This window comes from Silvimonas sp. JCM 19000 (assembly GCF_054652575.1).
In genome coordinates this window covers 1-14940 of record NZ_BAAIHC010000032.1, presented here as the reverse complement: position 1 = coordinate 14940, position 14940 = coordinate 1, and the positions used below count along the sequence as shown (strand labels likewise).

The following is a 14940-nucleotide window of genomic DNA, read 5'->3' as shown; positions in this document are numbered from 1 at the left end:
GGCTGCGCTCCCTGGCAGTTGACTCATAAACCCGGCGTTTATTGCGCAGTGGCGGTGGTGTTTGTCTGGATGGTGGCGGCCGCGGCGGCCCGGCGTGCCAGGCTGGCTTTGGCGTCGGCTTGACCCAGCTGGGCGGCGCGCTCATACCACTGTTGTGCCCGGCTGGGGTCTGCGGCGGTGTCGATGCCGTATTCGTATTCCAGACCGAGTACTTGCATGGCCGCGGCATCGCCTGCCCTGGCGCGCTCCCGCAGCCAGGCCAGCACGGCAGGAGCGTTCAGCACCGTGGCGCGGTCTGTATTGCCGTAAAACCTGGTCAGCTCGGTGACCGCGTCGGCGTCCGCGCTTTCGCGCAGAAGGTGCACGCCACGGGGCAGGTTGACGTCGGTACCACGCCCGTGCAGCAACATGGACCCAAGGCGGGATGTGCCCGGCACCAGACCTTGCGCGGCGGAACGGCTCAGATAGCCATAGGCGCGAGCATCGTCGCGTGCAACACCATTGCCCGTCAGATAGATCCGCCCCAGGTAGTACAAGGCCCAGGGTTCGTTCTGGGCCTCGGCGCGGGACAGCCATTTGAGGGCCTCGGCGGTATTCTTGCTGGCGTGCCTGCCGTACAGATAGCAGATGCCCAGCTCGGTCTGGGCCACAGAATAGCCGGCTTCGGCGGCTTTGGTGGTCCAGTCCAGACCGGTTTGTTCGCTCCTCGGCACGCCTTCACCTTGCCAGTACATTTGCCCGATCACCGAGCCGGCGCGCGGATAATTGTTATTCCACGCGCGCTGCAGCCACTCCATGGCTTTGGCATAGTCCATCGGTACATGGGTGCCGCCGCGATAGTCCACGCCGAGGACGTAGGCTGCGTGGCCCGAGTTTTTGTTGGCGGCCTGTTGCAGCAAGGCGAGGGCCCCCGGCACGTCTCGCGGCAGGTCAACCCCATCGAATTTGCGTTGCGCCACGATCCCCATCGAATTCAAGTCCCCGACCGTCACGCCGCGCTGGGCCCAGTCCAGGCTTTTGGCGGGATCGTGCGGCACCAGGTCGCTGCTGTAATACAACCATGCAAGGCGGCTGAACGCCTGCGGCAGCCCCTGCGCAGCGGCTTTTTCGGCCCACTGCCTGCCTTGCTCGGCGTCTTTGCGCACACCGACGCCCTCGAAATAGAAATCAGCGGTGAGCAACTGGCTTTCGGCGTCGCCGAGTTCGGCCGCTTTTTGATAAGCGCGGGCAGCCGCAACGCTATCCTGGCTTTTGCCCATCAAACCGTAGCGTGACCAACTGCCGAGCCAACGCCACGCCACGATGGGATTGCTGTTGATGCCGCGCTCGGTCCAGCGCCGTGCTTGTTGCAGATCAACCGCCACGCCCTTGCCCAGTTCGTAATCTACGCCCAGCAACAGGCAGGCAATGGTCGCACCCTGGTCGGCGGCGCGTTGTTCCCAGGCAAAGATTTCGCTGGCCGATGCCGCATGCTGCGCCTCCAGCACGATGCCATAGTCGGCCTGCGCCCCGGCCAGACCTTGCTCGGCGGCTTTGCGATACCAGACCAGCGCCTGGTCCTTGTCTTCTTTCAGGCCGTATTGGCCAAAATCGTAAGCACGGCCCAGTTTGTATTGCGACACCGCATCACCTTGCCCGGCTTTGCGCCGCAAGGTATCGAGCGGCGTGCTTGGCGTTGTGGCAGTGATTGCGTGGAACAAGGTGCTGCTATCAAGGTCATCGGCTTTGGGCAGCGACTGGCTGCCTGCTGCCCACGCCGCATCCGCCAGCAACATCAGCCCGGCGGCAACGGCTGCAAAATAAAGACGCATAAATCATGGCGGCTGCGGCCGCTCTCTCCCGACGAGCAAGTCATGTGGTGGCGGTTGCCACAACGTGTGTCATTGTTACAAAGCCGCCGCGGGAATGCCCACAATGCTTGCGCAGCCGTGGTGGTTTTCCAACAGCTGGCGTAATGCGTGGTAATGATTTAGCCGATTGCTTGCGCTGGGGCGCAGGCCGGGTTCAGCCAGGCAGGGCCTCAGCCGCAATGCGGTAGCTGATGGCCTGCGTGTCCCCGGCGCGCAGGGATAGGCCGTGGCGCAGCGCGAGGGGATGCTCGGCGGGCGGTTGCAGCACACCGCCCAGTTCGAATACCCCATTGACCGGTTCAACGCCCAGGGCCAGATTGCGCGACAACCACGGGGCCTGGTCGCGCCCGCGCTGGCTGAGCCACAGCACCAGATCGGGCAGCTCAGCGGTCGACCAGGTGAGGGTAATGCGCGCGGCGTCGTCCAGATAATCGAGCGCAAAGTAGCCATCGCAATCCAGCAGTTGCAGCAGTTCTTCGCTATCGCTGGGCAAAGGCAGGCGGGTGAAGTCCAGCGCGCCGTGGCGGCCGGGCATGTGTTCCAGCCGCGCGCCGGATTGATTGATTTGCAGTTGCGAGCTCGGCTCAAACGCTTGCGGATAAGTCACGGCCCCGGCATAACGCCCCGGACGCAAGCGCAGGCTGCCGGGGCGCGCCGGTAGCCGAAACGTCGGGTGCAGCGCAATGGGCCAGACCGCGTCAGCGCGGGCGTGGATACGCAAAGTGATTTCGACGGCGGCATGTTGCGGGTCGGGACGGATTTCGCGTTCCAGCCAGGCGACGGCACTTGCCGCCGGGTATTCCAGCCCGATCAATAAATGCGCCGGGCTTTGCCCGATCAGTTGCCACAACTGGTTGGAACCCGGCCCGTGCGGCAGCAAAAACGCTGGATCGGTCTGTACCCGGCGCTGCCAACCGGGCGGCAAGGCGGCGGGTGTGCTTTCGCGGCTGAACGGCACGCAGGGCCATTCGCCGCGCAAGCCGCGCAGCAAGCCGGGCAAGGCGGCATTCACCGGCTCTTGCGCCCACGGTGCGATATACAGTGGTTGCACATGCTGGCCGTGCGGCAAGGCAAAATCCAGCGGCCCCAACATCCCGCCCAAGGCCTGGACTTGTGCCACGCCGTGGGCCCACGCGATATTCCAGGTGGTCATGTAGATCATCAGCGGGTGGGGCGGGCCCACCGCTGCCTTAGTTGGTGGTGGCTTGGCTTTGGCGCCATTTATCCAGCAATACCGCCAGCACAATCACTGCACCTTTGGCGACGTATTGCCAGAAGCTGGACAGCCCGATGATGGTCAGCCCGTTGTTCATCACGCCGATGATCAGCGCGCCAACTACCGTGCCCCAGACCGAACCCACGCCACCCATCAAGCTGGTGCCGCCCAGGACTACGGCGGCGATGGCATCCAGCTCATAACCGGTACCCCAGTTACCGTTGGCGCCGTACAGCCGCGAGGCACTCATGGCGCCGCCTATGCCGGAGAACAGCCCGCTGATGGAATACACAAACAGCAGCACGGCGCTGACCTTGATGCCGGTCAGGCGGGCCGCTTGCGGATTGCCGCCGACGGCATAGATATGCAGGCCCAGCACGGTCTGGCGCAGCAGAAACCAGCTGACCAGCACCACCACCATGGCAATCCAGATCAGCCATGGCACCCCCAGAAACGCGCCATTGCCCAGCCATTCAAATGACGGGATATCGCGGTTGAGTACCGTGGTGCCGTCGGCAAACAGATAGGCCGCGCCGCGCAACGACGTCATGGTGCCCAGCGTCACCACAAACGGGTTGATCTTGAAGCCTGCCACCAGCACGCCGTTGAGCAACCCCAGCAACAAGCCCGTCAGCATGAACACCGGTAGTGCCAGCATCGGCATATGTTGGGGTAGTGAGGTGATCATGCCCATTACCGCCGCCACCGCCAGGATGGAGCCCACCGACAGATCAATGCCCGCAGTCAGGATCACAAACGTCATGCCGCAGGCCAGCACCAGATTGATGGAAGTCTGCCGCAGGATGTTCATGGTGTTGCCGGACGTCATGAAGTTGGACGTACCGTCATCGCTCAGATAACGCGTCAAAAAATAGAACGCCACGTACATGACGATCAGCACGGGCAGCATGCCGACGCGGTTAAACACTTCGCGCGCGTTCAGCCGGGTGTGCGGCCGCGCAAGGGGCGGCTGGCCAGTGGTGGGAAGAGGGATGCTCATGATCGAATAATCCTGTGTCTAGTGCAGGGTAGGGGCCGCAGCGGTGGCGGGCAGGTGGGTGGCCAGGGTCATGATCGCTTCCTGGCTGATTTCACCAGCGCCCAGTTCGCCGCTGATATGGCCTTCGCGCATTACCACGATGCGATCGCAAATGCCGATGACTTCGGGCAGCTCGCTGGAAATGACCACCACGGCCACGCCGCTGGCGGCAAGCTGATTGATGATGCGATAAATCTCACTTTTGGCGCCGACGTCGACGCCGCGGGTGGGCTCGTCCAGGATCAGTACTTTGGGTTTGATGGCCAGCCAGCGCGCCAGCAAGATTTTTTGCTGGTTGCCGCCCGACAAACCGCCGACGATGCCATCCGGCCCCGGCACCTTGACCGCCAGTTGCTTGATGGCGTCTTCGGTCAGCCGCCGCAGGCCTTTGTGATTAAGAATGCCAAAGCGCGAGTTGCGGCCCAGCACGCTCATGGTGGTATTGGCCAGCGCCGACAATTGCAGAAACAGGCCCTGGCCCTTACGGTCCTCGGGTAGATAGGCAATGCCACGGCGGATGGCATCCAGCGGTTCTTTGACCTTGATCGGCTGGCCATCCAGCAAGATTTCGCCCTGATGCAGCGCGTCTGCGCCAAACACCAGCCGCGCCAGCTCGGTGCGGCCAGCGCCCACCAACCCGGCCAGGCCCAGCACTTCACCCGCGCGCACGGCAAATGAAGCACCGTGGATACGATCGCTATGCATATTGCGCACTTCCAGCCGCACCGGGCCGGGCGTGGTGGTTTCGCGGCGTTGGTAGAAGTCGCCCAGCGGACGGCCCACCATCATCTGGATAACGCGTTCGGGCGTGGCTTCTTCGCGCGGCAAGGTGCCCACATAACCGCCGTCGCGCATTACGGAAACCCGATCCGCCAGTTCCACCATCTCGGCCATGCGGTGGCTGATATACACAATTGCGATGCCATCATTGCGCAAGCGCCGGATCACCTCGAACAAGCGCTCGGTTTCCCGATCCGACAAGGCGGCGGTTGGCTCATCCATGATCAGCACTTTGCTTTTGTGTATAAGCGACCGCGCAATTTCAACCTGTTGCTGATCGGCAATGCCCAGGCTGCCCGCCAGGGTATCGGCGCGGAAACGTGCGCCCAGGCTGGCGAGAATTTCATTGGTCCGCCGTGCCATCAAGCCGGTATCCACCCGACCAAAACGCCCGCGCGGCTCGCTGCCCATAAACACGTTTTGCGCCACGCTCATATGCGGCGCGACGGCGAGTTCCTGGTAGATCAGATTGATGCCAGCGGCGCGCGCATCGGCCGGGGAATGCACCTGGATGGTCTGGCCCCCCAGGCGGATTTCGCCGGCGTCGGGTTGATACACGCCAGACAACACTTTCATCAGCGTGCTTTTGCCAGCACCGTTTTCGCCCATCAGCGCCAGGATTTCATGGCTGTGGACCTGCAATTGCACATTATCGAGCGCGCGCACCGCACCAAAGCGCTTGCTCACGCCCTTTACATCGAGGACGAGTTCAGACATCGCACGGTCTCCTGCGTCTGGTCTAAAGCACCGTGCCGCGGCTAAAAGCGGCACGTGTACACATCCGGTGGCAGCGCCGCCACCACCGGCTCAGGCCGGAAAGCCGTTTACTGTTTAACCCAGCCAGCGTAGCTGCTGATATTGGCTTTGGTTACTGGCGGCGTAGGCAGCAGCACGGTGGTGCTGGCCGGCTTTTTACCATTCATCCAGTCATAGCCTAATTGCACGGCGGTCTGCGCCATCTTGTACGGGTTTTGTGCGGTCGAAACGCCCATAAGGCTGGATTTGTCCTTGAGCGCCACTTGCGCATCCGGCCCGCCATCAACCGAGGCGATCACTTTGACGTCGCTGCGGCCCGCTTGTTTGATGGCCAGTTCGGCCCCCACGGCGGTCGGATCGTTAATTGCAAATACCCCGTCAATCTTTGGATGCGCCGTCAACAGATCGGCCATCACCTGCATGCCGCCATCGCGACTGCCTTTGGCGTCCTGGTTGTCGCTGAGTACCTTGATGCCGGGGTAGCTGGCGGCCAGCAATTTCTTGCAGCCGGCCACGCGATCAATGACCGAAGTTACCGGCGGGCCATTGACGATAACCACGTTGCCTTTGCCGTTGATGGCCTTGGCCATAAAGCGGCAGGACTCGGTGCCGCCCATGGTGTTATCGGACATCACGGTCAGATCAGCGCCTTCGGCACCCACGTCGATGGCGATCACGACGATGCCAGCGGCTTTGGCTTTTTCGATAACGGGAGCAATGCCTTTCGGATCAGCCGCGTTCACCAGAATGATGTCGGCCTTGTTGGCGATAAAGTTTTCGATCTGGCCCACTTGCGTGTTCAGGTCGTACTTGCTTGAAACCGTGGTGACTTTGACATTGTTGCCCGCGATTTTTTTGGCAGAAGCTTCAGCGCCCTGGCCGATGGCAACAAAGAAAGGGTTGGCCAGATCGCCGACGGTAATGCCGATATATTTGAGCGGCTTGGCGGCAAAGGCGGGCGCGGCGAACACGGCGGCACAAGTGGCGACAAGCAAGGACTGGCGCAAACGCATGTTAAGACTCCTGATCTGAAAAAGGGGGTGAGACGCTGGCCCGGTGGGCATTGGCATCGGCCGGTCTGTTCTGAACGTTGCCGGTGCAATAAATCTACACGTGTAAATTTATTAAATCGAGTTGGCACCATTTAAGAGCTGACGAATGGCATAAGGTGTTCTTTTTATGTGCGAAACGCTGAGTCAGTTTGGTGCAATGCAATAAAACAGCGCGGTTTAATCAGGCTGCGGCCCGCATCGGTGCTGGTTTGCGACGCTTGCACTATGCAAATAAATGCTTGAGCCATAACGGGGGTTCGCCCCGCCAGAATTTGTGTAGACTTTGCCGCTACACGCGTACACATTTGCCTTTATGACCACCCATGACCCCGATGCTTTGCAGACCCAATCCGTTGAATCCGGCAGTGATCACCACGCTGACGGTTTTCCCGGCGTGGTCACCATGAACGATGTCGCCGTCGCGGCTGGCTTGTCGCGCACTACGGTCAGCAAGTTTTTTAACGGCAGCGAAACGCTAAAGCCCGCCACGCGTGAACGTATCGAGCGGGCTTGCCGCGAACTCCATTACGTGCCGGATCTGCACGCGGTGAGTCTGGTCAAAGGGCGCTCGAATCTGATCGGGGTGATCTTGCCGTTTATTGCCGAGCCTTTTTTCGGCAAGGTGCTGCAGATCATGGAGCGCGAAGCCGCGCGCGGGGGCATGCAGATTGTCATCCAGGCCTCCAACAACGATCCCAAGCGTGAGGCCGCTGCCCTGATGACGCTGCGGGCGATGAAGGTCAACGGCATCATCGTCACGCCGATTGAATCGACTGCGAATCGGGCGCTGTTTGCGGCCTTGCAGAAAGAAATGCGCATCATCTTTCTGGACGCGTATTTCGACGAAGACTGCCATTTTGTAATGAACGACAACCGCCAGAGCATCGGCCTGATGGTCAATTATTTGCTCAGCCGCGGCGTGCGCCCGGCCTATCTGGGTACGCCCCGTATTGCCAATCCTTCGCGCCCGGAGCGGCTGGCCGGTTATCAGGAAGCGATGCAACGCGCGGGCGAAACGCCGCAGGTTATCCCGGTGGATGTCGAAGCGCCCACCTGGCAATTTGAAGCCTTTGCCTATGAGCAATTACTGGCATGGTGCGGCCAGGGCGGCTTACGCGACGGCGGCATTGGCGCCATCATGTGCGCCACCGATCGCATGGCTTTCGGCGCCGCCAAAGCGCTGCGCAAATTTGGCAAACAGCCGGGCAAAGACATGCTGGTGGCGGGGCACGACAACCTTGATATCGGCGAATATCTGGAGCCGCAACTGACCACGGTGCATCAGGATATCGAGCAAATCGGCCTGACCGCGATCCGCTTTATGCTGCAGGAAAGCGCGCCCGCCAGCGGTTATTTTCAGAAGCGTTTTCCCGGCCGTCTGGTCATCCGCGAATCCGCCTGAAACACGCGCACGGCTTATCCGCATAGCCCGGCCTGCACGCCGGGCTATCCCTGGTAGCCCCACACCGGGCAGCAAGTTCCGCGCTTGTCCGACATTTTCCCCGCCCGTTCTGCCCGAGACTTGCCGCAATGGCTAGGTTTGCCCCTGCACGGGCGACCTTGTTTCCGTTCCTCTTTGAACACGCAAAACAGGCAGAACAACAATGGCAATTCCCGTCTCCACCTTGCGGCTGCAATTCCATAAAGATTTCACCTTCGATGACGCGCTGAGCCGTCTCGATTATTTTTCCGGCCTTGGCGTTAGCCATCTGTACGCATCCCCCATCACCACCGCACGCCCCGGTTCCTTGCACGGCTACGACGTGGTCGACCCGACGCAAGTCAGCGCGGAGTTGGGCGGCGAAGCAGGGCTGCGCCGTCTGGTTGCCGGGTTACGCGAACGCAAGATGGGTTTGATCGCCGATATCGTGCCCAACCATATGGGCGTGGGCGCCAGCGAAAACCCATGGTGGGCCGATGTGCTGGCGTGGGGTGAGCGCAGCCAGTACGCGCGCTATTTTGATATCGACTGGAATACCCCGGTGCCGGGCCTCAAAGGCAAAGTGCTGGCGCCGATACTGGGCAGCGATTACGCCGAAGCGCTGGCGGGGCAAATCAAGCTCGACTTTGAAGCGGACAGCGGCCACTTTGTGATCCGCTATTACGACAATGTCTTTCCGGTCTCGGCCGCATCGCATGCCGAGATTTTGCGTCACGTCAGCGCCGAGCACGGCATGGCCGACGCCGACGCCTGGTGGCGTCCGTTTGACGTACTCGAACGGCTGGATGAGCCCGAGCACTTGCGCGATCAGGCCGACCGCGCGTTTGGCGGCCTGCAGCACTTTGCCAAATCCGAAGCCGGCCAGGCCGTGATTGCCGCCGCGCTTAAAGCCTATGACGGCAGTGACGCGGCCACGCGCCCGGCGCTGCATCGTTTGCTCGAAGCCCAGCATTACCGTTTGAGCGGCTGGCGCTGCGCCAGCGATGAAGTCAATTGGCGTCGCTTTTTTGACGTGAATACGCTGGCGGGCTTGCGCATCGAAGTGCCGGAAGTGTTTGAAGCCACGCATGCGCTGATTTTCCGCCTGTACCAGGACGGTTTGATCGACGGCGTGCGCATCGACCATATCGATGGCTTGGCGTGGCCGGGCCAGTATTGCCGCAAGCTGCGACAACGCCTGGAAGCCTTGACCGAGGCGCGGCCGAACGATGCGCCGCGCGGTCGACCGTGGATCGTGGTAGAGAAGATCCTGGCCCAAGGCGAAACACTGCATACCGATTGGGCGGTCGATGGCACCACCGGCTACGACTTTATGAATGAAGTGGGCGCTTTGTTGCACGATCGTAGCCATTTGCCCGAACTTAAAGCCGCGTGGAAAGCATGGACCGATGACGATATCCCCGACGATTACGAAATCGTCGCCGAAAGCGCGCGGCGCAAAATTCTCACCGAACATTTCAGCAGCGAACTCGACAGCGCCACCCGCGCCCTGCAAAACGTGGCGCGCCGCCATCTGCAAAGCCGCGAAGTAACTTTCCACGCTTTGCGCCGCGTGCTGATCGAACTGGTGGTGCATTTTCCGGTTTACCGCGTCTATACCGGCGAAAACGGTATGTCGGAGCAGGATTTGCGCTTGTTGCACAAGGCGGTCGATGGCGCGCGCACGGCTTTGCGGCGTGTGGATGTGCCGGTGCTGGAACGCCTGGCGCAATGGCTGGAGAACTGGCCCAACGCGGGCCCGCAAAGCGAAATCAATCCGGATGCGCTGGCGCCGATTGATCAGGAAAACGACAAAGCTGCGCGCACCGCCATCCAGCGCATTCTGCAATTGACCTCGCCGGTCAACGCCAAGTCGATTGAAGACACCGCGTTTTATCGTTATGGCGTGCTGCTGTCGCGTAATGAAGTGGGCGCAGACCCGTCTTTGTTTGCAATGTCGCCCAGCGCTTTCCACCAATCGGTCTTGCGGCGGCAAAAAGATTTTCCGCACGCCATGCTGACCACCGCCACCCATGACCATAAACGTGGCGAAGGCGTACGTACGCGGCTGGCTGTGGTGAGTGAGATGCCGGAACGCTGGATTAGCGTGGTCAATCAGTGGCGCACGCTGAATCAGCAGCGGGTGGCGCAGATCGATGGCGCGGCCGTGCCGCCGACCGATGTCGAGATCATGCTGTACGAAATGCTGGCCGGTGCGTGGCCGGCTGATATTGCGGGCCAACCCGCACAAGCCGATGAATTGCAAGACTTTGTTGAACGCATCTGCGCCTGGCAAGAAAAAGCCCAGCGCGAAGCCAAGCTGCGCACCGACTGGTTTGTACCTGATACCGCCTACGAAGATGCCAGCCGCAATTTTGTCACCGGCGCGTGCGAAGCCGGCTCGCCCTTTGTGGCCGAGATGGTCGATTTTGTCCGGCAGATTTCCGCCGCTGGCGCCATCAATTCGCTTAGCCAGGCGGTCTTGCGCAGTACCATCCCGGGCGTGCCCGATCTGTACCAAGGCACAGAATATTGGGATCTAAGCCTGGTCGACCCCGATAATCGTCGGCCGGTGGATTACGAGGCGCGCAATGCCTCGCTGAGCGCGTGGAACGCTGCCAGCGACAAGACCAGCGCTTTACAAGAATTGATCGAGCACTGGACCGACGGCCGGGTTAAACAAGCGCTGGTTGCCAGCCTGTTGCAATTCCGGCGTGAGCACCCGGGTCTGTTTGCCGACGGCGATTACCAACCACTACGCATTGATGGCGCCAAAGGCCAGCATGCAGTGGGCTTTAGCCGCCGCTATGGCAACGATGTACTGCTGGTGGCGGTCACGCGTTTTCCGTGGCAACTGGCAGGCGCGGTATCAACACCCGCCATCCCTGCTGACGCCTGGGCCGATACCCGCTTGCCGCTAGAGGGCGAACTGGGCCAGATAGCGTGGCAGGATGTGCTGACCGGCCGCGAAATTGCGGCGGGTAACGATCTGCATCTGGGCGACATCATGCAGCCGCTGCCGGTGGCGGTGCTATTCGGCCAGGTGCGCTGACATGGCGGGCGCCGTCGCCGCCAAGGCAACGCAAGCGGCCAGCTCGGTCTGGTCGCTGGCCGGGCGGGGGCCGCTGTTCAGCCGCCGCATCCTTACCGAGAATGAAGTCGGCGACTTTTTGTTCGCCGGCTTTATTGTCGTGGTCGCACTGGTGCTGTTCTGGCTGGTGCGCAAAGTGCTGGTGCGCTGGATCGCTCCGCGATTACGCAAACGCCAGAAGCTGGGCGCCACCGCAATCGCAGAATCGTTTCGCGCCACCTCGATCTTTGTGCTGTTCCCCGTCGCGCTTTATCTGGGCGGCAATAATCTCGAATTGCCGGCGCGGCTAGAAACGCTGCTCGCAGTATTAGCCATGGCGGGCATTACGCTACAAGTCGCGCTCTGGGCCAACCGCATGCTAACAGTGTGGTTTAGCCTGGAAGCCGCCCACCGGCCCGGCGCCGACGCCGAAACCGCCACCGCACTCGCCGTCATCGGCTTTATCTGCCGCGCATTTTTGTGGGCATTTATCGTATTGCTGGTCATGGACCAGCTGGGCTTTAACATTTCGGCACTGGTGGCAGGCCTGGGGATAGGCGGCGTGGCCGTCGCCTTGGCCTTGCAACATATCCTGGGCGATATCTTTGCATCGCTGGCCATCGTGTTGGATAAGCCATTTGTGGTCGGCGATTTCATTATCGTGGAAGACATGCTGGGCAATATCGAACGCGTCGGCATTAAAACCACGCGTATCCGCAGCCTGGCCGGCGAGCAAATCGTTTTATCCAACGACTTTCTGCTGAAAAGCAAAATCCGCAATTACCAGAAGATGCAGGAACGGCGCGTGCTGTTTACGTTTACCGTTACCTATCGCACCCCCAAAGACAAACTCGCCCGCATCGACCAGATCGTGCGCGACGCTATCCTGGCACAAGACCAGGTGCGCATGGATAGGGCGCATTTATTGGGATTTGCTAATCACGGTTATTTGTTTGAAGTGGTGTTTTTTGTGCTGTCGGGCGATTACAACCTGTATATGGATATTCAGCAGAAAGTGAATCTGGCGATGGTTGAGGCATTTGATGCTGAGGGGATTGGCTTTGCGATTCCGGTGCAGGCGGTTTATCACGAGGGCGGGGTGCCGATGTATGCGGCGGGGGCTGCGGGGAGTGAGGTGGGGCGGCAGTAAATTCCGCTTTTTTTTGGGCACAATTGTGTTGGTTAGAGTCCTCCGCGGCCGTCGACTTCGTGACAGTTGATAAGGCAAAGTGCCGAAACTCAAGCCGAGTGCGGCGAGTAGAGACTAATCGTTAAGCGAAAAGTCGGCTGGCCGTTGAAGTGTGGGCCGCCCCGGCGCCTTCCGAGGTTTGATCCTTTCGCGCCGAGCTTTTTTTGCAATCACGGCAAAGGCGATCACGCCTCCGGCAGAGAGAGAGAGGGAAACCCCCTCGCCAGTGCCAGACAAGGCCGAGGGGGTACTCCGCTACGCGGAGGGGTGTTTAGACCTGCAGGCTCCCACCCTCCAACCAAGAAGTGCGGTCAAACGGTACGGCGCCGTTTTTCTACTTTTGCCCCGATTCCAGTCAATGCGGCGCGAGCTTTGAGGATTAACGGACGAAGGGTAGCGGCCTCGACTTGAGGCGAAAAATCTGTATCGCGTCCTCTCTGCCGAGAGTTCCCACAAGTTTGTTCAAATCGGAAATATCGCCGACTTGTCCATCGGCCTCAATATCTCATGCCTTCTGGACTGCATATTCGGGGTCTGGATACTCACCGCAAATATAGTAGTGATCAAGGGCATCAAAGATCCTTTGAGAAGCCCATATCGCGTTAGTAATATCGCCGGAAGCACATAGTCTTAGCCCGTAACATATCGCCGCGGCAGCGTCTTCTGCGTAAGGCTCCGCCGCATGCACTGATTCTTCGTCTGTGGGGATCGCGGCAAAAGTGGCTTCCGCCAGTTGTGCCAGGTCTGATTGACTTATGGGATTACCACCGGCAAACAGCCATATCGCTTCCTGCGCCCGCGTGAACAACGCTTGTCGCGCAATATCGCGTTCGCCTTCAAGATATCGAAATAGGGCAGGCATCAATCTCGAACTGCAGGAAGCACTTATTGCGGCAGCGTCAGGCAACGATAATTGCCTGATCATTCCTACAAGCTTTTCTTTTCTATTTAAGGACATAAATCGATCACCATTCAGCTGAGCGTGGCCCGGTCAATTTTCCACCTATCCGAATGCCATAGGCTTTTGCCTGCCCATATGGCGGGTGTGCCCGACCGGTTTTCAGGTCATAAATCGCAGTAGGCTTGGTGATGTGTGCCTGCCTTATAAGAAAACGAGTTGTGGCCTGACTGCGTGGCTCAGGTCTAAAGAAGGGCTGCCTTTTCCGAATTCATAAAGGGCACCGGTGGAAAGTCGGCGCGCCTTACGTGTGCCGAACTCGGCCGGATCGTGATGCCAAGGCTTGGGTCGTACATTCGCGCCGGCTGCTTATTTAGCCTTTCCACACGAGGCTTGAAGCGCCTCGATGTCATATTGATGTTGGCGTTCCATTTTTTGTCTCAAGTTACTTTCAATATGTTGAGCTGCACCAATTTTCTCTTTGGATATTTTAAGTAGCCCAAATCTCGCGCAAGCACTGTTTCTTGTAATGATCAAATTCAAAAGGTCGTATCCCTCATTGTCTTGCGGATTTAAAGCAATAGACCGCAGGGAGTAATTCAAAGCTTGCACATACTCCCCCTTGTCGAGTGAGGCGCTGGCCAAGGCGATCGCAACGAGCGCTTCATCCTGCTGCATTCGTTGGACCTTTTCCTGTATTACCCAAGTAATAACGAGACCTGACAAAAAAGAGATACCACAAAGTATAGCAATATTTATTTTCTTCATGGCTTTGCAACCTCGGTGCAATTGTCAAATAATTTTTTCCATTCGTCGACCCCGCCCATTTTTTTCATGGCGCAGTTTTGTATAGCGTATACGGATCATATTCACGGAAACCGGTTAGCCAAACGGATCGTAGAACGACATGGGGTTGCCGCGAACATATGCATAAACACCCACCGCAAAGGCGAGTGTTTATGCATAAAGCTACTCACCTTTTTTTGCGCGGTGGTGACAGCGGGGACATTGCTCGGCATGGAGAAGCCACGAGAGCCAATCACCTGCCCCCTTATGAGACATGGCATACCGGACCAGAGCAAGATGGCAATTAGGGCATCGTATGATCCAGAACGAGATTCCTAAAGCCAGGAAGGCAATAAATACCCCAAAGATATCAATGATGGCGGGATCAAGGCCGAACAATGATCCACTCATGGCAGCAGTGATGAAGAACATCCCGGCAAACAAAATCCCTCCCCCACATGCCCAGATTTTTGTTTTCTGAGATTCAATAAGGCGCATTTTTTCCCTTTATCTGGAGCATCCGCAGGAAGCTGTCGCCCTGTTCACTGTAGTACGTATGACTGAACCGATCAGGGCGCCAGCATTATACGCCCCTTTGATCAAGACACCATTGATCGCCCAAGTAGCGCCAGTGGTGAAGGAAGCAAGATACGGTCTGACGCTCCGTTGGCAAATAGCTAGTGGTTTTTTTTAGAGAGATTAATAAATTCACCGTGGCGACAGACCGTTCGAGCGAGTCGTCCGAGTAAGCTGTCTCAGGATCGCTGGCTATCCAGAACAGCCAGTCTTGTACCACTTCACATTCTTGAGTCGTCAATAAAGTCCATCTTTTTCGAAAAAAATCATCCCACCAGTCCGTTCTTGGGCTTCTATCCAACATCATC

The 14940-nt window shown here is 59.1% G+C and carries 12 protein-coding genes; 3 read left to right on the top strand and 9 right to left on the bottom strand.

Annotated features, from left to right (window positions below; translation table 11 throughout):
• Window positions 1-38: 38 nt before the first annotated feature.
• The 5 genes from ACYQ1A_RS19640 to ACYQ1A_RS19620 form a co-directional block, all read right to left on the bottom strand.
• Window positions 39-1811, bottom strand: a complete 1773-nt coding sequence (locus ACYQ1A_RS19640) for an SEL1-like repeat protein (RefSeq protein WP_499364938.1) — start codon at window positions 1809-1811, stop codon at window positions 39-41.
• Between the two features lie 193 nt (window positions 1812-2004).
• A complete protein-coding gene (locus tag ACYQ1A_RS19635; protein ID WP_499364934.1) occupies window positions 2005-3003 on the bottom strand; it encodes a hypothetical protein in 999 nt (332 codons plus the stop codon).
• 37 nt (window positions 3004-3040) lie between these two features.
• Window positions 3041-4066 (bottom strand): ABC transporter permease subunit, encoded by a 1026-nt coding sequence (locus ACYQ1A_RS19630; RefSeq protein WP_499364930.1) that lies wholly within the window; start codon window positions 4064-4066, stop codon window positions 3041-3043.
• An 18-nt stretch (window positions 4067-4084) separates the two neighbouring features.
• Entirely contained in the window at window positions 4085-5602 is a 1518-nt protein-coding gene (locus ACYQ1A_RS19625) for a sugar ABC transporter ATP-binding protein (protein ID WP_499364926.1), read from the bottom strand.
• A gap of 107 nt (window positions 5603-5709) precedes the next feature.
• On the bottom strand, window positions 5710-6654 hold the full coding sequence (locus tag ACYQ1A_RS19620; RefSeq protein WP_499364922.1) for an ABC transporter substrate-binding protein: 945 nt from the start codon (window positions 6652-6654) through the stop codon (window positions 5710-5712).
• Between the two features lie 352 nt (window positions 6655-7006).
• On the opposite strand from ACYQ1A_RS19620, the gene ACYQ1A_RS19615 reads away from it, so the two are divergent.
• The 3 genes from ACYQ1A_RS19615 to ACYQ1A_RS19605 all read left to right on the top strand — a co-directional run bounded on the left by ACYQ1A_RS19615 (window position 7007) and on the right by ACYQ1A_RS19605 (window position 12333).
• Complete coding sequence (locus ACYQ1A_RS19615; RefSeq protein ID WP_499364917.1) at window positions 7007-8095, top strand: LacI family DNA-binding transcriptional regulator; 1089 nt, start codon at window positions 7007-7009, stop codon at window positions 8093-8095.
• 202 nt (window positions 8096-8297) lie between these two features.
• Entirely contained in the window at window positions 8298-11165 is a 2868-nt protein-coding gene (treY, locus tag ACYQ1A_RS19610) for a malto-oligosyltrehalose synthase (RefSeq protein WP_499364913.1), read from the top strand.
• A 1-nt stretch (window position 11166) separates the two neighbouring features.
• A complete protein-coding gene (locus ACYQ1A_RS19605; protein WP_053939418.1) occupies window positions 11167-12333 on the top strand; it encodes a mechanosensitive ion channel family protein in 1167 nt (388 codons plus the stop codon).
• A gap of 544 nt (window positions 12334-12877) precedes the next feature.
• On the opposite strand, the gene ACYQ1A_RS19600 is transcribed toward ACYQ1A_RS19605, so the two are convergent.
• From ACYQ1A_RS19600 to ACYQ1A_RS19585, 4 genes are all read right to left on the bottom strand, one after another.
• Window positions 12878-13330 carry a hypothetical protein gene (locus ACYQ1A_RS19600; RefSeq protein WP_499364905.1) on the bottom strand — a complete coding sequence of 151 codons (453 nt, stop codon included), beginning with the start codon at window positions 13328-13330 and terminating at the stop codon, window positions 12878-12880.
• Window positions 13331-13639: 309 nt separating this feature from the next.
• Complete coding sequence (locus ACYQ1A_RS19595) at window positions 13640-14038, bottom strand: hypothetical protein (protein WP_499364901.1); 399 nt, start codon at window positions 14036-14038, stop codon at window positions 13640-13642.
• A gap of 201 nt (window positions 14039-14239) precedes the next feature.
• Complete coding sequence (locus tag ACYQ1A_RS19590; protein ID WP_499364896.1) at window positions 14240-14554, bottom strand: hypothetical protein; 315 nt, start codon at window positions 14552-14554, stop codon at window positions 14240-14242.
• An 85-nt stretch (window positions 14555-14639) separates the two neighbouring features.
• Window positions 14640-14940, bottom strand: a 301-nt coding sequence (locus ACYQ1A_RS19585) for a hypothetical protein (RefSeq protein ID WP_499364891.1), incomplete at its 5' end; no start/stop codon positions are given.